Here is a 21,912-nt window from a genome sequence, read left to right as displayed (position 1 = left end):
AAAGGTAGGATACGTTGAGATTCTGGCTATTTACGGATTTCGATAGATTACGTTGCACAGGTCCGTACTACATTGACTATCATTCATTCTCTCAAGAAGATTAATTTTGTTCATTTAACTCTCAGCTGGATCTTAACCAAGTATGCGGTGAGACTCAGACGAGCTTTCTATCTTAAAAACTGTCAGAGGTGATAACCCGTTGGTTAACACCTTGCATTGCATCGAGGTTTTTGAAATGAAACGCTTCTTCTTATCCACACTAACAGTTTTGATGTCCATGGGGGCAGTGGCTAGCGCGGCCAGTGCTGCCCAGGTAGGTCTTGGTAACCCCATTGCCGATCTAAACGAAGATGGTAGGGTCACCCTCCACGAAGTGGTTACCTACAATCGCGATCAGAGGGATAAAAGTTAAAAAACAAAATTACATCGGGTTATCTCCGTAGGGGCGCACAGCCGTGCGCCCTACAAAAGATTTGGCTGCATACCCGTATCCCAGGCCCCATAGGCATGGGTCCCTATGGATTGGCTCTCTATGGGTCAGGTCAGAGCGTTTTTCGCCGTTTCTTCTAGCTGTTTCGCTGCAGTTGCTTTACGTTCACTGTAGCGATCGGTGAGTTCATCTACGTTGTCTCGTAGTAGCAGGGTAAACCGATAGAGTTCTTCCATCACATCTACCACTCGATCTCGGTAGGCGGACTGCTTCATGGTGCCGTCTTCATTAAACTCTTGATAGGCTTTAGCCACAGAGGACTGGTTCGGAATGGTAAACATCCGCATCCAGCGTCCCAAAATTCGCATGGTATTAATCGCATTAAAGGATTGGGAACCGCCAGATACCTGCATCACAGCCAATGTACGGCCCTGGGTAGGGCGAATGGCTCCCATGCTTAGGGGAATCCAATCAATTTGGGTTTTCATTAGCCCTGAGATGTTGCCGTGCATCTCAGGGCTCGACCATACCTGTCCTTCTGACCATAGCGAGAGGTCACGCAACTCTTTCACTTTCGGATGAGTATCCGGTTCTGCACCGTGGAGGGGTAATCCTCGAGGATCAAAAAACTTTACCTCAGCTCCAAAGTCTTCAATAATACGAGCAGCTTCTTCCGCTAGAAGACGACTGTAAGAGCGTTCACGAAGAGAGCCGTAAAGAAAAAGAATGCGTGGTTTGTGGTCAAATGTCATGGGTAAAATTAGAAGGAAAGGGAGAAAATGAAAGTGAATGGGTAGAGAAATAAAACCGTTTACTCTAGTGACGATGATGCATGGGGATGGTTGGATAACGTAAAAGATACTGAGTAAACGAGCTGTGGTCAGAAGTTTCAGGAGACAGATTTCAGGAGTCAGGAGTCAGAAAAATTCTCTCCCCTATCTCCTGACTCCCGACCTCTTCCTTAAAACATCACACTATAGGCTAAGCCCGCTGTCACCGAACCGATAAAGGCAAAGCCTAAGTAAGCCAAAAACACTGGGCGACGAGCCAATGCAAAGACTGCAATCATGGCTGGAATACTAGTGGCCCCACCTGCCAGCAAAAATGCCATACCAGCCCCCGGTGCCATACCTTGATTCACTAAACCCGCGACTAGAGGTAACGCTGCATATCCATTCAGGTAAGCGGGAATCCCCACCAGAGCTGCACCCACCACGGACAACAGACTACCATCTCCTGCAATCGTCTGAATCCAGGCGTTGGGTACATATACCAGCATTAAACTCTCCAGCAAAAATGCCAGCGCTAGCCATTTACCCAGGAACCAGCCATTGTTACGTGCTCCCTGCCAAAACTTCTGGCGGCGCTCCGCCTCAGGCCAAAATTTCCACACAACCGGCTTAGGATTCCGTACGCGACTACCGCCACAGCCACCATTACCGGCTCCCTCACGCAAAGGATTTCTGAAGGCTACAGTCGATACGCCCGAGTTCATCAAGGCCAGCGTACCGAAACCGCCCAGCAGACCAATGGCAATTGTCGCTAGGGTTTTAGCAATGGCGAATTGCAATCCCAGAGTACCCACGGTAAGGATAAACATGGACGGATCCATCAGTGGGGAAGATAGCCAAAAAGCCATCACCGCTGAAACCGGCACCCCCACGGAGAGGAGCGCCGCAATTAGTGGGATCACACCACAGGAGCAAAAGGGCGAAAGTGCTCCAAATAGGGAAGCCACAACAATCATTACCGAGATACGTCCTTGAAACGCCTTGGCAATCAGATTATCTGCACCACTGGCCTGGGCATAGGCCGCAATCCCGATAGACAGTAGCAAGAAGGGAGACACCTGCACCAGGCTGCTGACCAGGAAGCCCAAGCTACCAGAAAACTGAGGCGGCACCAGGATAGCCAAGGCAAGAAAGATAAGGACAATGGTGATAAAAACCTTATCTAGCTGTTGAACACTGCGATTAAAGCGATTGAAGACAGTTGAAGTCATGACGGGCAGTCCTTCGGTATTTCGAAAAACATCAAAATAAAGGTCAAAAATTTTTCATTGGTCGGGGCATTCCATGAAATGCCCCGACCAATGGGTGGGCACCGCCCACCAAAAATCAATCCGGACGATCAGGACAAGGCAAAGGTTCAGCGACGTCAGTTAGTTCAAAGGTTTCAGGATCAACAACTCGATTACGGGTACAGCATTCCTCAAAAAGGAAATCAATCAGGTACTTAAGGGCATCAGACTGGACGCTATACCAAATCCATTGGCGATCCTTCTCAGCCTGCACCAGCCCAACCTGACGCAGTTTATCTAAATGGTGAGACAGCGTTGAAGCCGTAATCCCTAGCTCCCGTTGAATTTCGCCCGCAGGTAAACCTTGGGGATGGGCCGATAAAAGAAGCCGCACGATATTAAGTCGTGAAGGCTGTCCAAGGGCCGCAAAGGCAGCGGCTATTTCTTCGACGGAACGCGATTGGCTATCTGACATATTTCGATGATCATCAAAATACACGTTTTTGTCAAGGGCCCAGAAAATATTGGGCATTGCTGATCCTCAAGATGACGTTAGTTGTGGGATACCGTCAAATAGCAATGGCACTAGACGGGTTTTTCTTCCAGACCAGCAATCGTAAATATTGTCAACAAACTATTCACCTGAAGGCAGCACAAACACTTCAATGTGCTGATCACGCCCCCGGATAGGCAATTGGCCTAGGGATTTAAGGGATAGGCTTTTGAGGCGTTGCTGAGTAGTTTTGCTAATCAATAGAGAAGAGTCCACTTCCTTCGTTAAGGATTCCAGTCGAGAAGCGACATTGACCGTATCTCCAATCACAGAGAATTCCAGATGACCATCGGTGCCTAGGCAACCGGCAACGATGGAGCCTGAATGTAAGCCAATGCCAATGGGCAAAGGGCTCAGTTGTTCGACCTCTGACAAAATTGCCTGGGCCGCCTGTACTGCATGGTCTGCGTGGTTGTCTAACACGTTTGGCGCACCAAAGACGGCCAGCATACCATCCCCCATAAAGGTGGTAACCCAACCATCATGGCGTTTGACGATGGTGGACAAAAGACCCTGGAGCTGATTCAGAAACTCAAATACATCAGCGGGTTCAAGTTTTTCCGCATAGTGAGTAAAGCCGCGTAGGTCAGTCACCATAACCGTGACATCAAAGGTCATGGGCTCTTCTATCAGATCTGTCGGTGTTTCAAACGCCGCGTCAACAACATTCGCTGGCAGAAACTGCTGCATCAATAGACGGCCCGCTTCATTTTTGCCTTGGCGGCGGACAATGCCAGAGGTGAGCATGCCCATGAGCCCGGTACCCAGAATGGTAAACAGTGCAAACACACCGATTGCTAGATTTAACTGAAACAGAAAAATAGCATAGGTAAAGTTGGCAAGGGCTAAAACGGTGGTAATCGCTGACGCCTGACGGCGAATACGAATACCGCCAGAGACCGCTAGTAAACAACAAAATGCAGCAACGTTAGTGACAATTTTGGGTTGAGTTTCCCCTAAGACACTTGCAATATTGGTAATGAAAAGTGCGAGTAACAGGCCATCAAACAGGGGAATGGCAATCTGTAGCTTGGGTAGCCAGCGCCAGGCAGTCGGCTGACATAGGGCCAGGAGAAAGCCGCTATATATGATGCAGGCACTAACAGAAATCAGAGCAACGGTAGGCGAAACAGAGGCTTCACCGATGATGCGCTGTGGGAAAAAGAAAACGAGCACATCTAGAATGCTTGAAATTAGCACCACCACTACTTTGACATAGGCAACCTTACGCTCGTTGCTAAGGGATTCTTTGGCAATGACTTGATGAACAGCAGCCTGAATAGGCTGGACTGTAGGTTGCCTAAAACGGGCCTCTTTAGGCTTCGTCATATATTCCTTTGCCTATAAAACTACGTATTCAGCAGCACCCCAACGGATCTAACTAATTTTAGCGCTCCATTTTTTGGATCTTTGCAATATCTCCCGTGCCCATGTCTTAGCGGGTACGAAGGACTGGCTCTTCAGTCTTTGATAAATGGTTGAGAAAAGGAAAAACCAGCATCCAATGCAACTGCACAACCCGTAAATCTTGCTGGTGTTCAACAAGGCCAATGACCATCTCTTGATGGCCAGCCAAGGGGTGTCTGCGATAGGTTCCAAAGATGTAGTCCCACCAGGGAATATTGAAGCCAAAATTGCTATTGGTTTCTTTGGTGATGGCAGAATGATGGATGCGATGCATGTCTGGAGTGATTACAAACAGCCGTAGTAAGCGCTCTAATGGGGCAGGTAAACGAACGTTGCCATGATTGAACATTGATGTTGCATTGAGAATGATTTCAAATATCAATACAGCAACGATGGGTGTCCCTAACAACAAAATGATAATCATTCTATTGGCCATTGATAGCAAGATTTCAACGGGATGAAATCTTAGGCCTGTCGTCACATCAAAGTCGAGATCAGCATGGTGCACTCGATGGAATCGCCACAGTGCTGGCAAGGCGTGAAACAGGACATGGTTTAGGTAGGTAATGAAATCCAGACAGATAACAGATAGCACTACAGTCTGCCAGTGCGTCAGAGGCAACGTGTAAAATATTCCCCATTGCTGTTCCTTAGCAATGGCAGCAACACCTAATGATGCCAAGGGAAAGATGGCTCGTAACACAATCGTACCCAGGGTCAATAATCCAACATTGCTAAACCATCGCATTACCCTGGGAGATGAGGAATGCCGGCAAGGGGCCATGGCTTCCCATAGTTGCATCAACATAAGTATGCCGAAGAAAAAGCCACACCGAATCGTAAACTCATACTCCAACAGTTGTAGCTCGCCGATCATCATTCTATACGTCCTCTAGTGTATGGAGCAGGCCATCTATATCTAGTCTAGGTCTCCTCGTCACACAAATAGGGCACTTTGTCTAGGTCTCCTCTTGACATAGATGGGGCACTTTGTTCAGCAACCTGTATGATTATTTATTTTTTGAATTAAAAAAGATAATGGTTATGAATCAACACTAATGTTTCTAATATTCTTAGAGTCGATTAGAGGCCACAAATAGAGCCATTAGAACGTCAGTATTCGAGTACAGAGGCTTTTTAACGCTGTACTAAAGTTAGAAATCTACGAGTATGCTTGAGGGTAGTTCAATTGGATTACAATTCTATTTTTTGGGAGAGTGGCTTGGCTCGCCAAAGCTCACATCACAGCTTGATTTGGAAATAAAGCAAACGGTTCTGATGCTAGCTTTGGGCAGCTCGATGATCAGTTTGATTGTGGTTGCCATACAAAACTATCGATTAAACCAAGAGGTTAAGCGTCGCCAGCAGGTTGAGGCCGAGTTGCTGGCCAGTGAAGCCCACCATCGGGCCCTCATTAATGCCTTACCTGACTTGATCATGCGCATCAATCGCGATGGCATCTATCTTGAGTTTTTAGCGTCCCCCGACTTTCCCGTCCTCGGTGAACTACAAAATTGGGTAGGCACCCATATCACTGATCGGCTACCGCCAGATATCGCTCAAAAACGGTTAGAGGCTTTGCAAAAGGCGTTGGCAACCCAATCGATTGAAACCTATGAACACACTCTTTTGATTGATGGCAACAAACAAATCGAGCAGGTTAGGGTTGTTCCCTGTAGTGCAGATGAAGTGTTGATGCTGGTGCAGAATATTAGCGATCGCAAACAGGCAGAGGCCCGTCTACAGATGAGTGAGCAACGGTTTCGCCGTGCGATCGCAATGGCTCCATTTCCGATCATGATCCATGCCGAAGACGGTGAGGTCCTGCATATCAACGGTACTTGGACTGAGCTGACAGGATTTACCCAGAAGGATCTGCCCACTACTCAAGTATGGGCCCAGCTAGCCTATGGTGAGAGGGCGACTGAGATGCTCGAAACTGTCATTGCGAAGAACTATAGTCTGGCATCTCGTGGAGATGAGGACACACAAACTATCAATATTGCCAAAGGCAAGCAGCGGATCTGGCAGTTTAGCTCCGCACCGTTAGAAAAGCTGGCAGATGGTCGACGCATTGCCATTACGATGGCCGTCGATATTACCCAGAGCTGCCAGACTGAGAAGGCCCTACGGGACAGCGAAGAACGCTATCGCAGTATTTATAATCAAGCCGCTGTTGGGTTGGCCAATGGCACGCTCGATGGCAAATTTGTTGATGCCAACCCCCGCTTCTGTGAAATGCTGGGATACTCTCGCGAAGAATTACTGGCCAAACCCATTAGCGAGATTACCCATCCGGATGATCGAGACCAGACTCAGGTTATGGCCCATAGGCTATTTACCAATGAAGCACTTTACCTTTTTCATGAAAAACGCTATTTAAGAAAAAACGGTAGCTTTTTTTGGTCCAATACAGGAGTATCCATTGTAAAAGATGCCCAAGGTAATCCTCAACATACGTTGGCTGTTATTCAGGATATTAGCGATCGCATCAAAGCAGAAGAGAAATTAAAACATGATGCGTTTCACGATGCGCTAACGGGCTTGCCCAACCGTAGTCTGTTGATGGAACGTTTAGAGTTGGCCCTTAAACGAGTCAAGCGACACCATGAAACCCAGCTGGCTGTAATGTTTTTAGACCTAGACAACTTTAAGGTCATCAACGATAGCCTGGGTCACTCCGTTGGAGACAGGCTGCTGTTGGCAATTTCCACCAGACTCAAGGGCGTCATTCGAGAAACAGATTTAGCCGCCCGTTTGGGCGGCGACGAATTTGTCATTCTCCTAGAGGAGATTGGAGACCTGGCAGAAGCCACCATGGTGGCAGAGCGCGTTTTAGAAGTGCTGCAAACACCGCTTAACATTGCGAACCAACGGTTATTTCCAGGGGTAAGTATTGGTATTGCCCTATCCAGACAACAACATCATTACATAGCCTCTGAACTTTTGCGCGATGCCGATGTCGCCATGTATGACGCTAAGCGTAGGGGGCGAGGGCAGTATGTTGTCTTTGATTCCACCATGCATCTACAGGTGGTGCAGCGACTGCACCTTGAGAACAAGTTGCACAGGGCATTGGAAAATGAAGAATTTTCACTCTACTATCAACCCATTGTTAATCTGAAAACTCAAAAAATAGAAGCCTTTGAAGCCCTACTCCGCTGGCAGCATCCTGAAGAGGGACTAATGTTGCCAGATCGATTTATTGACATTGCCCAGGAGATTGGGCTGATTGCCCCTATTGACGAATGGGTGTTGCGAACAGCCTGTCAGCAGTTAGTGCTCTGGCAAACTCATTTTCCTGAACATTCTCCAGGGATCAATATCAATTTTTTAGGTGAACACCTCAAGGAATCGCTACTGGTCAAGCTTGAGAAAGTTTTAGCCGTCCATAGACCTGTAGACAACAGTTTAATGATTGAAATAACAGAAAGCATGCTGGTGCAGGATTATGAAACCACCCAACCTTTGCTGAATCAACTCAAGCACTTTGGTGTGGGCGTTGTTATTGATAATTTTGGAGCAGGATACTCCTGCCTACGCCATTTGCATCAGCTACCTGTAAAAGCCCTCAAAATTGACCAAGGCTTTGTGAGTTCAATGGAATTAAACGGAGTCAATCAGATTATTGCAGAGTCAATCATTACCATGTGCCAGTCTTTGGGATTGACAACGATTGCAGCAGGTGTAAAAACACGGCAACAACTGCATTGGCTAAAAGAAATAGGTTGCAATGCGGTACAAGGAGACTATTGTGCTGAACCGATGGGGGTAGAGGAAGCAACCGATCTGTTAGCTCAAGAGCAATCTTTCCAGCGGCCTCATTTTCCCAGGGATGCGTCTGAATAATTAATTTTGATTTGTTTTTTGTTAAATGTGCTACATATAACTAAATCGTTAATGAGTCACATTCATGAGACTGGATCGCTTTCAATGGGGTCTATCCGTTTATCGATGTCATGGTGCCCTTTCCCCTTGGGCTGAGCTAGAGGCCTATCGGCAAATGCTGATGGATGTAAGGGGCGTGACGGAAAGTGCGATCGCAAACGGTCTATCGTTAGAGGCGTTTTTAGCCTCAGATCTGACCACTGGCTATGATCCCATCTGGGGCCAGGGCTTTTTATCCCCTGAATAATTCCAGACAATTGTTTACCAAAGCTTCGCAGAATAGACGCAGCCGATTTTAGAATGCGGATAGCACAATAGGGAATGAGTAGAGTTAATCGGCTCACTAACTAAACGTTCATTAGGAGGTTACAAATGCATAATCGCCATGTTGTAGCTGGTGTTCTGATGATGACCACGGTGGGCAGCTTAGCCTATCCGGCCCATGGGCAACTTGAGCACACCCAGCTGGCAGTAGAGATCAGTGGTGTCAATACCCCCCAAGGACAGGTCTGCCTTAACCTCTTTAATAGCAGCGATGGATTTCCTGGGGATCGAGAAGAGGCCCTGGAAAGCCTATGTTTAACGCTGACAGAGGACTCCCCCCCCGTAGCCACCTTTGAGAATCTGGCCCCTGGTAGCTATGCGGTTTCAGTCTTCCATGATGCTAACAACGACAATGAGTTTAACCGCAACTTTGTCGGCATGCCTGCCGAGGGGTTTGGATTTTCCAGAAACCCAGAAGCGCTAACCGGGCCACCTGAATTTGGAGACGCTGTATTTTTGGTAGCAGGCGCAGAAAACAGGATCGAGGTTGAACTCAGCTATTTTTAAGGCAACTTCTAGATAAATTAAACTTATCCCCCTGATTTTAAGGGGGGGTGAGGCAGATTCTAAGAATTCAAACAGCTTGCTTAGATAAAATATTGAGTGCATATACCCTGGTGATGATACACCCAGGGTATACCACCACCAGTAACTCGATATTTTAGAGTCTGTTATGAGTGACGTTTACGATGCCTTTATTTCTTATGGTCGTGCTGACAGTAAGGCATTTGTTGTCAACTTGGGTAAACGGCTGACGGATGTTGGCTATCGCATCTGGTGTGATTTTAACGATATCCCCCTGGCCGTAGATTTTCAGAACCAGATCGATAGCGGCATTGAAAAATCCCATAATTTTCTCTTTATTATTTCACCCCACTCCGTCAACTCAGACTATTGTAGTAAAGAAATTGAAATTGCCCTGCGTCATCAAAAACGGATTATCCCCATATTGCACGTAGAGCAGATTAATCGAGAAATCTGGCAACAGCGAAATCCCCACGGCGGCGATGCACAATGGCAAGATTATCAGGCCAAGGGACTGCATTCTAGCTTTCCCAACATGAACACCCAGATTGGTAAAATCAATTGGGTTTACATGCGGCCAGAGCAAGATGAGTTTGAAAAATCTTTAACGGACCTCCATCAGATTTTCCATCGTCATCAAGACTATGTGGAGAATCACACTCACTTCTTAAATCAGGCCCTTGGGTGGGAGCGACAACAAAAGCAAACGGAGTTTTTACTATTAGGAGAAAAACGACAGCTAGCAGAAACCTGGCTGAAACAACGGTTTAAAGACGAACAGGCTCCCTGTGAGCCCACCGACTTGCATTGTGAGTTCATTACTGAAAGCATTAAAAATGCTAACAACATGATGACTCAGGTGTTTTTGGCCTATGCCCAGGCGGATGCCAACGTTATGGACAACATTCGGCGATCGCTGCGACGTCAGGGGTTTACGGTTTGGAGTAATCAGACGGATATCGCCACAGGAGAGGCCTTTAAACGGGCTGTGGATCGGGGGATTGAAGAAGCTGATTCCATGGTGTATCTGCTGTCGCCCGATTCTCTTCGGTCCAAATATTGCCAGTATGAATTGAAGTATGCCCTGACCCTTCACAAGCGAATTATTCCTATTTTAGTCAGGCCCCTGGGGTCCGCTGAGAGCCCACCGGAACTGGCCTCACTGCAATATATCGATTTAACGGATAACTTAAATCAAGACGATTATCAGCTGGACGAAAACGGGTTGATTAAGACCCTTAACCAGGATGCGGTTTATTATAACCAGCACAAAATTCTCTTGACCAAAGCCTTAAAGTGGAAACGGCAACAGGAGAATCCTAGTGTGTTGCTGCGGGGCTATGATCTAAGCCATGCAGAGGCCTGGTTAAAAACAGCGACTGGGCGAACCGTGCAGCCAGCAATGACGTTGCACCATGACTTTATCCAGGCCAGTTTAGACCAGCCACCCCTGTCTTCCATCGATGTATTTATCTCCTATTCCAGTGCCGATGCCGATATTGCCCGTAAGATCAATGGCGCTTTGCAAAGCCAAGGTAAAACCACCTGGTTTGACCAGGAGAGTATTGCCGCAGGTACTGCCAACTTTCAGCGAGAGATCTACCAGGGCATTGAGGTATCTGACAATTTTTTGTTTATTTTGTCCCCTCGGTCCGTCAACTCACCCTATTGCAAATTAGAGGTAGACCATGGAGCCCGCTTTAACAAGCGATTTGTGACTATTTTGCATCAGCCTATAGAGACCGCTGACCTGCATCCCCAACTTGCCCAGGTTCAGTGGCTAGATTTTAGCCAGCAACGGGGCAACTTCACCACCCATTTTAATCACCTCATCCGCACACTGGATACGGACCGTGACCATGTGCAGAGTCATACAAAATGGCTCCAGCGCGCCCTGGAATGGCAGCAAAAAGAGCAGAGTCATGATTTGCTATTGCGGGGGGCGGAGAGTGCGATCGCAACCCAATGGCTGCAAGACACACAACAAAAGCAGAAAAAACCTGCCGTCACAGCAGAGCAACAGAGCTTTATCACCGCCAGTCAGAATGCCGCTAAAGCCGAAACCCGTCGTGAAAAGCGACGTATGAGAATTACCCAATCTCTACTGGCAGGTGTGAGTATTTTGTTTGTGATTGCAGCGGGAGCCAGTGCCATTGCCTTTAGGAACAACAGTCGTTTGGTGCTAGATGAGAACGCAGCGGAGACCAGCCGGTTACTGATTACTAAACCTGTAGAAGGGCTGTTGGACTCTCTCAAGTTGGTTGGCAAAAGCCGCGCCCACCTGAACGGACTGCGTCTTTCTGTGCGCTCTACCCTGCGAAATGCCATGGGTGCGACGGTGGAAAAAAACCGATTGCTAGGGCATCAAGATGCGGTTTGGGCAGCGGTGTATAGCCCAGACGGGGAGATCATTGCCAGCGGCGGCTTCGATGCTGTTATTCGACTGTGGGACAAAGACGGCAATGTGATTGGTCAACCCTTTGCAGGCCATACGGATGATATTTGGTCCATAGCGTTTAGTCCAGACGGTGAAACCATTGCCAGTGCCAGTTCTGATCAAACGGTACGGCTATGGAATTTGCAGGGCAACCCGTTGGGGAATCCACTGGCAGGACATTGGGGACATGTGAAGACCGTTGCGTTTAGTACAGATGGGGCCTGGATTGCCAGTGGTGATCAGGGGGGGGCTGTCAGGTTATGGAATCGACAAGGCCGACTGTTGTACCCACCGTTTCAGGCAGATGGCCAAAGTACGGTCTGGTCGGTGGCCTTTAGTCCGGACCGTACACAAATTGTCAGCGGTCGCGAAGATGGGCTGCTTCATGTTTGGAGCCCTCAAGGGCAATTGTTGAAAACGTTGCGAGGGCATACCGGCACCATTATGTCGGTGGTATTTAGCCCCGATGGCAGCCTGCTTGCCAGCGGTGGTAACGATAACATTGTGCGGATATGGGATCGTCAGGGCAATCTACGGCACCAGCTAGAGGGCCACACCGATAATGTCATCTCCCTGGCCTTTAGCCCCGATAGCCGATGGTTGATTAGCGGTGGTGACGACAACACTGTGCGGGTGTGGAGCCGAGATGGGCAGCCAGTGGGACCACCCCTGACTGGCCACGATTACTATGTGTATTCTGTTGCCGTTAGCCCCGATGGCAACACTATTCTTAGCGGTGGTGAAGATCACACGCTGCGGCTATGGGATATGCAAACTGTCCTGTTGCGCCAGGCCACCCAGCTACATAATGGTGCGGTGCATGCCATGGCGGCCAGCGACGACGGTCAAACCCTGGTGACGGCAGGGGCTGACGGCAAGATCAACCTGGTGCCAAACGGGGGCAGAGCCCTTACGTTTCAAGGACATACCGATGCAGTTCTATCGGTGGCCGTTAGTCAGGATGGACAAACCTTTGCCAGTGGCGGTGAAGACAACGTTGTTAAACTTTGGAATCGTCAGGGCTATGGGCTTGCAACCCTCACCGCCCACCAGGCACCCGTCAATGCAGTCGCGATTCATACCACCCAACCGCTGATGGCCAGCGCCAGTGACGACACCACTATCCGCCTATGGGATCTGCAGGGAAATCCTGTAAGGCAATCCATTGAAGGGCACACTGATAAGGTGAATACGGTTGTGTTTACCCCCGATGGCCAGCGGCTGATTAGCGGCAGCGACGACCGCACCATTCGCCTGTGGGATCTAGACGGCGATCCCATTGGCGATCCCATCACAGGGCACACGGATGATGTGAATGCCATTGCCTTTAGTCCCGATGGCCAAATGTTTATCACGGCCAGTCGAGATCGCACCCTAAGATTATGGGACAGCAACGGTCGCCCTATGGTAGATGAGCCGTTTAGAGGTCACCTTAGCGATGTGGTGGCCGTCACCTTTAGCCCTGATGGTGAGTATATTGTCAGTGCTAGCCGGGATCAGACCCTACGGCTATGGGATTTAACCGGCAAGCCCATTGGCAATCCATTAACAGGCCATAATGCCACCGCCAGCACAGTTTTATTCAGTGGTGATGGCCAATGGATCCTCAGTGCCAACAGTGATGGCTTTCTGCGACGGTGGGAAGGGGGCAGTCTGCAAGATTGGGTGGGGCGGGGATGCGAGCGCATTCGCGAGCATGCTCTTGTAACGTCAGACGATGTAGACATTCGCTCTCCCAATGCGGATGCGGTGAGTAGCGTGTGTCAGTTCTAATAATTGTCTTAGTGAAGAACTTTTTAGGCGTGCGATCGCACCTCACCCCCTGCATACCTCTGCTAAGCTCACCGTATCTAACAACAAATTCATCCTCCTCAACATGAGATTACTCGTCCAACTCATTGGCCTTGTCCTGATGCTGCTAGGGATTTATTACTTAGGCAGAAACATCTTTTTCACCACCAATGTGAATCCCTACTTTTGGCGCGGCATTGCGGCTGATGCATCAATTTTCTTGCTGTGTGCTGGCATTTGCCTGTTAGTGTTTATGCCATTGGGATTTATGAAGCAATTAGGTTGGATTTTCGTTGCTGGTGGGATTCTCTGTATTTTCGTGAGTAGTCGAGCCATTCTGAACCCGACCAGTCTTTGGCAGTTCTTTGTTGCCACGGCATCAATGGCGTTTGGCTATCGGTTGTTTGCGACCGGGCGTTAGCGTTGAGTCAGCACTGAATATCCCCTGCGTTCTCCACAACCCTATGGAATAGTCGACAGTCAATTACATACAATACAACTTTAAGCGGCCCTGAACCGCTAAGTTAGAGCCGCTTAAAGTAGTTGAAATCGTTAGCTCGTACTCATTAGCCAATAAATCAGCCAAACAGGATGAGCTGCATTATCTACGGGGTTTTGCCTTATTGACTTTCAGATTACGGCCCATCCACTCAGCGCCATCCAGTGCTTCAATAGCAGCCGTCTCTTCTGCCTCTGTTGCCATGTCAACAAAAGCAAATCCACGCTTCCGACCGGTTTCCCTGTCGGTGGGTAAATGGGTACTTTTCACGGTGCCGTACTCTGCAAAAGTCTGATTTAAGTCATCTTGTGTGACGTCAAAAGATAAATTACCAACATAAATCGTCATCGAACTTCTCCAATAGTAAGCGTGTGCAGATTTAAATTCGGAGAACCGTTGGTTAGACGAATTGCATAACCGAAAATAAGCCATAGGCAAAACGCTAACACGGGATTCAGGATAATAGAGGAAATGCAGCAAAATTTAAATCTGAAGAGAATTCGGACTCAGTCGTTAAATGACTCTGTCATCCCACGGGCTTAGGTATACTTCATCTATAATGATTTTAGGGAAATTATCTAGGAAACGAATATTTAATATTTGCTTACTTGTTCCTATTTTAAGTAGCCTTAGCAGCTTAGTTCCCTCTCCTAATGGCACTTTAATGTGTGATGTTGCCAGGTTGTTGATTAGCTAGCCAGAAGCATAGGCCTACTGGGAAATCGTCAATTTATTCATCACTCCAAAGCTCTTGGAAAGGTATTCTCAGCTACAATACATTCCCTTAAAGTTAACAATGCTTCCTCGTACAGATATTCCTTACCCTAGTTGTTAAACCTTTGGTCATTACCGCTCTCGTTAGTGAGGAAATGTGTAGGGAGTGAAACCAATACCTAAAATTTCGATAACAATATAGGTATTGGGCAGCTGATTGATTAGTAAGTTCTCTTTGTAAGAAAAAAGAGAGAACTTAAGGCTGTTGTGACCTGATTTAGGGATGAGGGTTTTATAAGGTCCTAAGTCATGGCTGTACAGAGGCATTTCATGGAACGCCCACAGGCACAAGGTCAGCCCCTACGTTAAAAAAACTGAATAACATACGCTTGGGAGACAATTATGGAAAGCTTTGATTACATTATATTGGGCGCTGGCTTAGGAGGGCTTTCTGCGGCAGCTTGTTTAACACGTCAGGGCCATAGGGTGGCTGTTTTAGAAAAACACTATTTGCCAGGGGGATGTTGTCACACCTTTGATTTTGGCGATTATCGATTCTGTGCAGACGTGCATTACATTTCTCAGTGTGCACCGGATCAGGCCATTGGTCAGTTTCTTAGCTACATTGAGCGGCCCGTGGAGTTTAATTCGCTGGATCCAGAAGGTATTGATCGGGTGATTACGCCGGAGGTGGATTTTAAGATTCCGTTGGATTGGGAGGCGTTGCGATCGCGTCTTCTCGCTACGTTTCCAGATGAGCAAACGGCCATTAACCGCTACTGTAATGAGATTCACCAGCTGCACACAGAAATTCGCGGCCTGACCAACGAGATTAACTGGTATGACCGCAAGTGGTCTGACTGGTTAAAGCTGCCCAAATACTGGAACCTCTACAGTAAGCGTAACTGGACCCTACAGGATTTGTACAACCATGTGGGGCTGTCCCCCAAACTACAGAATCTGTTGGCAGGCCAAAGCGGTGATTATGCCCTGCCCCCCAACGAAATTGCCCTGATGACTCACACCTCTCTAGTGTCAGATTATGCAGAAGGGGCTTATTATCCCAAACATCACTTCAAACATTTTGTCGATACCATCGTAGAAGCCATCACCGCTGGCGGTGGGGTGGTGCAGCTATCCACCCCCGTAGAACATATTGAGGTCAGCGAGCATCGAGTGCAGCAGCTGATTACGGCCAACGGAGACATCTATCACGCGGAAAAGGCCTACATCAGCGATCTAGACCCGAAGCTAACGGTACAGCTGATGCACATTCCTGGCGTGCTCAGTAAGCAAGAAACCAAACGTCTGACCGGCTATGATTATTCTGCCAGTGCCTTTAACCTCTATCTGGGCTTAGATAGCCGCTTTGAACCAGAGCGCTATGGTCTGGGCAACTGGAATATTTGGTATTACCCCACCGGCAATTTAAACCAGGAATATCAGAAACAACTCGCTGGCGACCTCAGTCATCCCTGGATCTTTCTCTCTTGCCCCACTCTAAAATCCAGTGAACCTGGGATGGCTCCAGCGGGACATCATGTTTTAGAAATTGCCACTGTCTGTCCCTATCAGCCGTTTGGAGAGTTACATAAATACGATAAAGCAGGCTACAAAGTCAAAAAGCGTGAGCTGTATAAACAGATTATGAACAGCGTACGCGACTTGATTCCTGATGTGGATCGCTATGCTCGGATGAAAGTGTATGGTACACCCACCACCAGTGAGTATTACCTGGGCCAGCCCCAAGGCAATATTTATGGCGCTAAGCTGATTCCTAAACAGGTGGGTCTGCACCGTATGGGCTATACCACAGAGCTGCCAAACCTGTTCCTGGTGGGGGCCACTGCCGGTTATCCCAGCGTACCCGGTGTGATAATTAACGGCATGGATGTGGTAGAGCTGATCACAGGTCGGACAATCCAGCACAAACAAGCACCTGCCAACGTTCCAGAAAAAGTCTCAATATAACAGTTCAAAACAATTTTTTTAACTGCAGAAAATGCATTATGGAACAGGCATTTTCTGTAGTTTTATGATGATTTTTAAAAATCATTGAGCCGTGAGACTTCTCTTTTTCCCAATTCTCGGATTTAGTCGAGCCAAGCTACAGCAACGGCTGGCGGGCAAGACTGGATTGATTACGGGGGCAAGCTATAGCATTGGTGAATGTTTGGCAGAGAGTCTGGCAGATACGGGTGCCCATCTGCTGCTGGTGGCGCGCACAGCTGAGAAACTGAGGCAGGTAAGACAGCGGGTTGAAGCAAAAGGTGGGCGAGCGGACGTACTACCCTGCGATTTACGAAATCCGGCTGAGGTGGATGCATTACTGCATCAGCTGTCAGGCCGGGTGGATGTTTTTGTCAGCAATGCCGGAAAATCCATCCATCGCTCTATTTTTGACTCCCTCCATCGAATGCATGATTTTACCCGCACCATGAATCTGAACTACGTTGGCCCGGTGCAGCTGATGCTGGGTCTGATTCCTGGTCTAGTGGCGCGGCAGGGACAGGTGATTAATATTTCTGCGGTCAATGTGCTGCTGATTCCTGCCCCTAAGTGGGCGGCCTATCAAGCTTCAAAAACGGCATTTGACCAGTGGTTTCGCAGCGTCGCTCTGGAATTAAATGCCCAGGGTGTCAGTACCACATCCATTTATCTACCGCTGGTGCGTACACGCATGATTAAACCGACCAAGGCATATAACGACATGCCTGCCATGCTGCCCGAGCAGGTGGCGCAGTTAATTTGTCGAGCAATTATTTCCCGCAGGCGCACCTATGCCCCATGGTGGTTGATGGCTGGACAGTTGGCATCCGTAATCGGTCGCTGGCCCTGGGAAGTGATCCTCGGACATAGACGCAAATCAAGAACCTGATGAGCACGCTGCTAGGGAAGCTATATTGCACTCGGTTGTTAACGCCTGTGGGCCTGTTTTATCTGCTTCTCAGATGGCCTATCAGCCAAGCAACAAGCAGCTGAAGCGAAGCAAACCAGATCGCATCGTATTGTAAGACTTTAATTGAGACGGGCGATCTGGCCTATCGAGATGACCAAGGAGATATTTTTCTCTGTGGTCGGGTGGATGACATGATTGTCTCTGGTGGTGAGAATGTTTACCCGATTGAGTTAGAAACCGTTTTAATACAGCATCCGCACATAGAGGCGGCAGCGGTGCTGGGGATACCAGATAAAGAGTTTGGTCAACGGCTAAAGGCAGTAATTGTTATAAAGCCAGACAGTGGGTTGGATGTGTCGGCTATGCGTGATTGGTTAAAAACCAGGGTTGCGCGGTATCAGATACCTGGAGTGATTGAGTTTCGGGAGGAGCTACCGTATACGTCGTTGGGCAAGCTGGATAAGAAGGCGTTGTTGTGAGTTTAAACGTCAGCGTGGCCTGTTATCACACAGACGAATGTAATAATGCCAAACAACCATATGGGCATAAAGACAGTGCTGCCGCCACCACGCCCACCATACCAGCGCGAAAACCCTCTTTAAAAGACCTTTATTCGGATGGGGATTTGATGGTCTGATGATAGCAGAAGCCGATAAATATTGTTCACCCTATGAAGTTGTTTATATTGGGAATAGCCAAGCATTCTGCCAATACGAGAACACGATATATTCGTCTGGTCATCTAAACACTAAAGCGCATAATATTTTCCTAGATGACCTAGTTTCTATCGGAATAGTCGGGCTTTCAACTAAAATCTTTCTTTTTCGGACTCATATGAATTTTATAAAAGAGAATTTTACTTCTCAAGCTATAACTATAGTTGATTTGATATACCTTTTAACTTGGTTTGACTGTGCCCAATTTAGTCATCTGGCTTGGTGGTTTATGTCAGCTGAGTAACAACATCAATAAGGCTTAAAATTTTGATGTTATTATTTAGCCGTCGAGATATGCGTTTTGGGAAAACCATAAGCAATCAATCCTATCAAATGGGTCTTTGCCCATTTCTAGGAAGTCGAACATATAGTTGTTACTTGATTCCGAATCTCGCATAGGGAGAAACTCTGGAATATAGATGCCCAGCCTATCCATTATGCGCCCTCTAGGATAAGGTCTATCTGCCGTAATTTCCTCCTTTATGACAAAACTATCAATATCTTCTATTCTATCAATTACATGATAGTATGTGCTTGTCATAGGTGGATTTTCGTCTCTTCCACATTCTTGCCGTCTTACATCACTAGCCTCAACAAGGTATCCCCAATAGTCCCAAAGTTCACGTCCTGTGAGGTCCTCATAGCCTTTTATAGTTGAGAAAGCTGGAATAAAACACTTTTCTAGTATTCCATTTCTATAAATAACGTATCCTGCCTCTTCTCCTGTAAAAAATCTAGCTACTGATGCTGCTGGAAGCAATTCTGAAAGAATGCGCAGCCTAATGTCCAGTGCCTGCTCCAGACAAATCTGGTCAATATCGAGAATGATGTACTTGTATCCTTTGAGCCGGTAAAGCAGCGCGTATTTCCTGTCGAATAAGCTAACAGTTTTACCATAGACATTTGAGAGATGCTGCTCAATACCAAGAGTGCTATCTAATGCACACAGCACACTATCAAAGTCTGTTTCAAAGACATAGGCTTCCCTGTGTGAGTCGGGTGAAGAAAAACCCCAGTTCTTAGAAACTGAAATTAAGCCATTCTCCAATATTATATCGTCAAGGCAAGTTAGTCTGCTTACCATTATTATTGTGGAATAACAAACACTACTCCATGTATCTCAGGGTCAGGAAGGCCTTCTGCTCTTCTCTCTCGTAACCACTCGTCATACTCAACATTTTTCTCTTCCACAAATGCATCAATCCTAGCTTGCCTTTCCGGAGAAACAGATAGATTGTTGCTGAGAGCATCGACCACTTGTCGAGCCATGTCTTCAGTTATATAAGGTATGGTCTCATTTGGTATCTGTGATGCAATTTCAGGTGGTAGGATATCAATTGGTTGCATAGGAATTTGTTTGTTTAAGTTATCTTGTCGGGCGCGATAGACAAGATCGATGATGACCATAAAAATACTAGCAAAGCCCAATCTTGGTTGTGGCACATAATCGAAGGAAAAGTAACTGATTAGGTGGCCAGGAATAGCAGCAGTCATAAGAAAAATAAGACCACGAATATTGAGTGTGGCCATGGTTAAGCACTAATTGTTTAGTGCTAGAGGTAGAAATAAAAGCCTGGTGCACCAGGCGGCAAACGACTTTAGGGTACCCGGAGGCCGTCGTAGATGCGTTAGGGGTAATTCCACGGAGAAATGCTTTAATTCCTGGCGCTTTACAGTTTTTTTGTGTTGGTAAAGTTTTGGAAAGTTTGGGGGTGGAAATTGTGGAAAATAGCGTTGGCCGTTGTTGGTTTCTATACTGGCGTTTTTGGGATCTACCTCGCCTTGCAGTGGGCTTTCTATGGGGTGGGTTCTTTTTTATAGGATAGTGAGATAGTAATGCCAGATCTTAATAGCGAACCATGGGATTGTCAGTCTAGTTAGCAAGAAACGGGTGGTAGGCCCCTGCTGTTATCGATACCTTGATGAAATGCAACTAGCATATGATCAAGGCGACAGCATGAGTTTATTAATGAAGGCTACGGATTATAGCGCGCACACCTATGGGCAAATAGCCAAAGCAATTACATTCATTCGCGAAAATCATTTGGAGCAGCCGAGTTTGGCTACGATTGCTCGGCATGTAAATCTTAGTGAGTATCATTTTCAACGGTTATTCACAAAATGGGCTGGTATTAGTCCAAAACGTTTTTTGCAATACCTCACCCTTGAATATGCGAAATCTAAAATTGCTGAAACTAAAAGCCTGTTGGAACTAACGCTAGAGTCAGGCTTGTCAAGTTCAGGTCGTTTACATGATCTGTTTGTGCAATTGGAGGCGATGACACCGGGGGAATATAAAGCATCAGGTGCAGGATTACAGATTCGCTATGGCATTCATGACACACCGTTTGGCGGCTGTTTGATCGCGATTACTGATCGGGGTATCTGTAATTTACACTTTCTCGATAATGTAGACGAGTCCCCTGCTGTACAGCACTTGCAAGCAGAATGGCCCAAGGCTGATATTATCAGCGATCAAAACGAGACTGAGATCATGTGCGATCGCATCTTTCAATCTGATCAGCAGTCTCCCTTAACCCTCCATGTCAAAGGCACAAATTTTCAGATTCAAGTGTGGCGTGCCCTATTACAAATCCCGTTTGGGGGGCTTACCACCTATCAGAGCTTAGCTACGGCCATTGGCAAACCCACAGCAGCTCGGGCCATTGGCAATGCAGTTGGTCGTAATCCGGTGGGATATCTGATTCCTTGCCATCGAGTGATTCGTGGTTCAGGAGAGATCGGTGGCTATCGTTGGGGCTTAGACCGAAAGACTGCACTGTTAGGTTGGGAAGCTAGCCAGGCAGAGGTGCAGCCATGAAGCTATCAAATATTCTGGAACTGTTATTGCTGGCAGCCCTATGGGGTGGTTCATTTTTGTTTATGCGGATTGCAGCGCCCGTGTTAGGACCCGTTTGGCTCATTGAGTTTCGTGTTTTGCTGGCAGGCCTAGTTCTGTTACCAGTACTGGCTCGGCTACGTCTTATGGGAACAATGCGTCGTCAGCTGATGCCCCTGTTGATCGTTGGGTGCCTCAATTCCGCAATTCCATTTTTGCTGTTGGCCTTCGCGTCCGTATCGCTCCCCGCAGGCTTTACGTCTATTTTGAATGGGACAGCCCCGCTCTTTGGAACGGTGGTAGCCTCGGTGTGGTTGAGCGAGAGACTGACACCATCCCGCAAGGTGGGATTTGTGCTGGGCTTTATTGGTGTTGTTATCCTCGTCGGTTGGAAAGCTGTCGACACCACCCCTAGTTTTTTAGTGGCTGTAGTTGCAGCATTATCCGCTGCATTGATGTACGCGATCGCAGCTCCCTACATTAAGAAAAACCTGGCTGGTGTTCCATCATTAGTTGTGACTACAGGCAGTCAACTGGGAGCCGCTTTGGTAATCATTCCAGCCCTCCCCTTCACGATTCCTCAGCAGGTGCCATCTGCAGGTGTTGCCATAGCTGTTCTGGCCCTAGCTGTATTATCTACCGCCTTTGCCTACATTCTCTACTTCAGACTGATTCAAAATATTGGTTCCACCAAGGCGCTGACCGTTACCTATTTGATTCCCATGTTTGCCATGCTGTGGGGGGCCATTGTCCTACAAGAAGCCGTAACATCATCCATGATTTTGGGGTGTGGGCTGGTGCTGTTGGGAACAGCTATTGCCAATGATCTGTTCCCTACGACACACTAAAGTTATCAAAGGCCTGGCAGAA

Annotated in this window: 19 protein-coding genes; 11 read left to right on the top strand and 8 right to left on the bottom strand. The window is 47.5% G+C overall.

Translation table 11 applies throughout. The annotated features are described in order from the left end of the window. The first annotated feature begins 235 nt into the window (after nucleotides 1–235). A complete protein-coding gene (locus QGP82_RS08510; protein ID WP_163696132.1) occupies nucleotides 236–412 on the top strand; it encodes a hypothetical protein in 177 nt (58 codons plus the stop codon). A gap of 125 nt (nucleotides 413–537) precedes the next feature. Here QGP82_RS08510 and arsH read toward each other — a convergent pair whose 3' ends face one another. From arsH to QGP82_RS08485, 5 genes are all read right to left on the bottom strand, one after another. After that, complete coding sequence (gene arsH, locus QGP82_RS08505) at nucleotides 538–1,182, bottom strand: arsenical resistance protein ArsH (protein WP_163696130.1); 645 nt, start codon at nucleotides 1,180–1,182, stop codon at nucleotides 538–540. 209 nt (nucleotides 1,183–1,391) lie between these two features. Beyond that, nucleotides 1,392–2,432, bottom strand: coding sequence for a permease (locus tag QGP82_RS08500; RefSeq protein ID WP_499058386.1), 1,041 nt, complete (start codon nucleotides 2,430–2,432; stop codon nucleotides 1,392–1,394). A 115-nt stretch (nucleotides 2,433–2,547) separates the two neighbouring features. After that, nucleotides 2,548–2,982, bottom strand: a complete 435-nt coding sequence (locus QGP82_RS08495) for an ArsR/SmtB family transcription factor (protein ID WP_250565145.1) — start codon at nucleotides 2,980–2,982, stop codon at nucleotides 2,548–2,550. 102 nt (nucleotides 2,983–3,084) lie between these two features. Next, on the bottom strand, nucleotides 3,085–4,332 hold the full coding sequence (locus QGP82_RS08490) for an adenylate/guanylate cyclase domain-containing protein (protein ID WP_163669512.1): 1,248 nt from the start codon (nucleotides 4,330–4,332) through the stop codon (nucleotides 3,085–3,087). Between the two features lie 106 nt (nucleotides 4,333–4,438). Then, nucleotides 4,439–5,290 (bottom strand): sterol desaturase family protein, encoded by an 852-nt coding sequence (locus tag QGP82_RS08485; RefSeq protein ID WP_163669514.1) that lies wholly within the window; start codon nucleotides 5,288–5,290, stop codon nucleotides 4,439–4,441. Nucleotides 5,291–5,709: 419 nt separating this feature from the next. On the opposite strand from QGP82_RS08485, the gene QGP82_RS08480 reads away from it, so the two are divergent. From QGP82_RS08480 to QGP82_RS08460, 5 genes are all read left to right on the top strand, one after another. Further along, entirely contained in the window at nucleotides 5,710–8,259 is a 2,550-nt protein-coding gene (locus tag QGP82_RS08480; RefSeq protein ID WP_163669516.1) for a sensor domain-containing protein, read from the top strand. Between the two features lie 64 nt (nucleotides 8,260–8,323). Beyond that, complete coding sequence (locus tag QGP82_RS08475; RefSeq protein ID WP_163669518.1) at nucleotides 8,324–8,545, top strand: hypothetical protein; 222 nt, start codon at nucleotides 8,324–8,326, stop codon at nucleotides 8,543–8,545. Between the two features lie 125 nt (nucleotides 8,546–8,670). After that, on the top strand, nucleotides 8,671–9,129 hold the full coding sequence (locus QGP82_RS08470) for a DUF2141 domain-containing protein (RefSeq protein WP_163669520.1): 459 nt from the start codon (nucleotides 8,671–8,673) through the stop codon (nucleotides 9,127–9,129). Between the two features lie 166 nt (nucleotides 9,130–9,295). Next, complete coding sequence (locus QGP82_RS08465; RefSeq protein ID WP_499058382.1) at nucleotides 9,296–13,357, top strand: TIR domain-containing protein; 4,062 nt, start codon at nucleotides 9,296–9,298, stop codon at nucleotides 13,355–13,357. A gap of 103 nt (nucleotides 13,358–13,460) precedes the next feature. Next, nucleotides 13,461–13,796 (top strand): hypothetical protein, encoded by a 336-nt coding sequence (locus QGP82_RS08460; RefSeq protein WP_163669524.1) that lies wholly within the window; start codon nucleotides 13,461–13,463, stop codon nucleotides 13,794–13,796. A 180-nt stretch (nucleotides 13,797–13,976) separates the two neighbouring features. On the opposite strand, the gene rbp is transcribed toward QGP82_RS08460, so the two are convergent. Further along, nucleotides 13,977–14,222, bottom strand: a complete 246-nt coding sequence (gene rbp, locus QGP82_RS08455) for an RNA-binding regulator (protein WP_163669526.1) — start codon at nucleotides 14,220–14,222, stop codon at nucleotides 13,977–13,979. 768 nt (nucleotides 14,223–14,990) lie between these two features. Between rbp and QGP82_RS08450 the strand changes: the two genes are divergently transcribed. The 3 genes from QGP82_RS08450 (at nucleotide 14,991) to QGP82_RS08440 (ending at nucleotide 17,966) form a co-directional block, all read left to right on the top strand. Beyond that, the gene (locus QGP82_RS08450) at nucleotides 14,991–16,559 is read left to right on the top strand and encodes a phytoene desaturase family protein (RefSeq protein WP_499058380.1); all 1,569 of its coding nucleotides are present in this window, start codon (nucleotides 14,991–14,993) and stop codon (nucleotides 16,557–16,559) included. 91 nt (nucleotides 16,560–16,650) lie between these two features. After that, a complete protein-coding gene (locus tag QGP82_RS08445) occupies nucleotides 16,651–17,466 on the top strand; it encodes an SDR family NAD(P)-dependent oxidoreductase (protein WP_163669529.1) in 816 nt (271 codons plus the stop codon). A gap of 212 nt (nucleotides 17,467–17,678) precedes the next feature. Further along, nucleotides 17,679–17,966, top strand: coding sequence for an AMP-binding enzyme (locus QGP82_RS08440; RefSeq protein ID WP_163669532.1), 288 nt, complete (start codon nucleotides 17,679–17,681; stop codon nucleotides 17,964–17,966). 517 nt (nucleotides 17,967–18,483) lie between these two features. Here the strand turns inward: QGP82_RS08440 and QGP82_RS08435 are convergent. Together QGP82_RS08435 and QGP82_RS08430 are read right to left on the bottom strand one after the other, a co-directional pair. Then, nucleotides 18,484–19,287 (bottom strand): hypothetical protein, encoded by an 804-nt coding sequence (locus tag QGP82_RS08435; RefSeq protein ID WP_163669534.1) that lies wholly within the window; start codon nucleotides 19,285–19,287, stop codon nucleotides 18,484–18,486. 2 nt (nucleotides 19,288–19,289) lie between these two features. Next, nucleotides 19,290–19,733 carry a hypothetical protein gene (locus tag QGP82_RS08430; protein ID WP_163669536.1) on the bottom strand — a complete coding sequence of 148 codons (444 nt, stop codon included), beginning with the start codon at nucleotides 19,731–19,733 and terminating at the stop codon, nucleotides 19,290–19,292. 427 nt (nucleotides 19,734–20,160) lie between these two features. Here QGP82_RS08430 and QGP82_RS08425 point away from each other — a divergent pair, with 427 nt between their 5' ends. Together QGP82_RS08425 and QGP82_RS08420 are read left to right on the top strand one after the other, a co-directional pair. Further along, the gene (locus QGP82_RS08425; RefSeq protein WP_163669538.1) at nucleotides 20,161–21,024 is read left to right on the top strand and encodes a methylated-DNA--[protein]-cysteine S-methyltransferase; all 864 of its coding nucleotides are present in this window, start codon (nucleotides 20,161–20,163) and stop codon (nucleotides 21,022–21,024) included. Further along, nucleotides 21,021–21,890, top strand: coding sequence for a DMT family transporter (locus QGP82_RS08420; RefSeq protein ID WP_163696115.1), 870 nt, complete (start codon nucleotides 21,021–21,023; stop codon nucleotides 21,888–21,890). Before QGP82_RS08425 ends, QGP82_RS08420 begins: the two co-directional genes overlap by 4 nt. The last annotated feature ends 22 nt before the right edge of the window (nucleotides 21,891–21,912 follow it).

It is taken from the genome of Leptothoe sp. LEGE 181152 (assembly GCF_032906605.1).
GTDB classification, from domain to species: Bacteria; Cyanobacteriota; Cyanobacteriia; order Phormidesmidales; family Phormidesmidaceae; genus Leptothoe; species Leptothoe turfae.
The sequence above is the reverse complement of the archived record's forward strand: the minus strand, read 5'-3'. Positions and strand labels throughout refer to the sequence as shown.

What these genes read in the sequence shown, in the direction of transcription:
- QGP82_RS08500 (WP_499058386.1), bottom strand. Translation starts at nt 2,432, where the DNA reads ATGACTTCAACTGTCTTCAATCGCTTTAATCGCAGTGTTCAACAGCTA.
- QGP82_RS08480 (WP_163669516.1), top strand. Translation starts at nt 5,710, where the DNA reads ATGATCAGTTTGATTGTGGTTGCCATACAAAACTATCGATTAAACCAA.
- rbp (WP_163669526.1), bottom strand. Translation starts at nt 14,222, where the DNA reads ATGACGATTTATGTTGGTAATTTATCTTTTGACGTCACACAAGATGAC.
- QGP82_RS08470 (WP_163669520.1), top strand. Translation starts at nt 8,671, where the DNA reads ATGCATAATCGCCATGTTGTAGCTGGTGTTCTGATGATGACCACGGTG.
- QGP82_RS08510 (WP_163696132.1), top strand. Translation starts at nt 236, where the DNA reads ATGAAACGCTTCTTCTTATCCACACTAACAGTTTTGATGTCCATGGGG.
- arsH (WP_163696130.1), bottom strand. Translation starts at nt 1,182, where the DNA reads ATGACATTTGACCACAAACCACGCATTCTTTTTCTTTACGGCTCTCTT.
- QGP82_RS08425 (WP_163669538.1), top strand. Translation starts at nt 20,161, where the DNA reads ATGAGTTTATTAATGAAGGCTACGGATTATAGCGCGCACACCTATGGG.
- QGP82_RS08465 (WP_499058382.1), top strand. Translation starts at nt 9,296, where the DNA reads ATGAGTGACGTTTACGATGCCTTTATTTCTTATGGTCGTGCTGACAGT.
- QGP82_RS08475 (WP_163669518.1), top strand. Translation starts at nt 8,324, where the DNA reads ATGAGACTGGATCGCTTTCAATGGGGTCTATCCGTTTATCGATGTCAT.
- QGP82_RS08420 (WP_163696115.1), top strand. Translation starts at nt 21,021, where the DNA reads ATGAAGCTATCAAATATTCTGGAACTGTTATTGCTGGCAGCCCTATGG.
- QGP82_RS08435 (WP_163669534.1), bottom strand. Translation starts at nt 19,287, where the DNA reads ATGGTAAGCAGACTAACTTGCCTTGACGATATAATATTGGAGAATGGC.
- QGP82_RS08495 (WP_250565145.1), bottom strand. Translation starts at nt 2,982, where the DNA reads ATGCCCAATATTTTCTGGGCCCTTGACAAAAACGTGTATTTTGATGAT.
- QGP82_RS08430 (WP_163669536.1), bottom strand. Translation starts at nt 19,733, where the DNA reads ATGGCCACACTCAATATTCGTGGTCTTATTTTTCTTATGACTGCTGCT.
- QGP82_RS08490 (WP_163669512.1), bottom strand. Translation starts at nt 4,332, where the DNA reads ATGACGAAGCCTAAAGAGGCCCGTTTTAGGCAACCTACAGTCCAGCCT.
- QGP82_RS08460 (WP_163669524.1), top strand. Translation starts at nt 13,461, where the DNA reads ATGAGATTACTCGTCCAACTCATTGGCCTTGTCCTGATGCTGCTAGGG.
- QGP82_RS08440 (WP_163669532.1), top strand. Translation starts at nt 17,679, where the DNA reads ATGATTGTCTCTGGTGGTGAGAATGTTTACCCGATTGAGTTAGAAACC.
- QGP82_RS08485 (WP_163669514.1), bottom strand. Translation starts at nt 5,290, where the DNA reads ATGATGATCGGCGAGCTACAACTGTTGGAGTATGAGTTTACGATTCGG.
- QGP82_RS08450 (WP_499058380.1), top strand. Translation starts at nt 14,991, where the DNA reads ATGGAAAGCTTTGATTACATTATATTGGGCGCTGGCTTAGGAGGGCTT.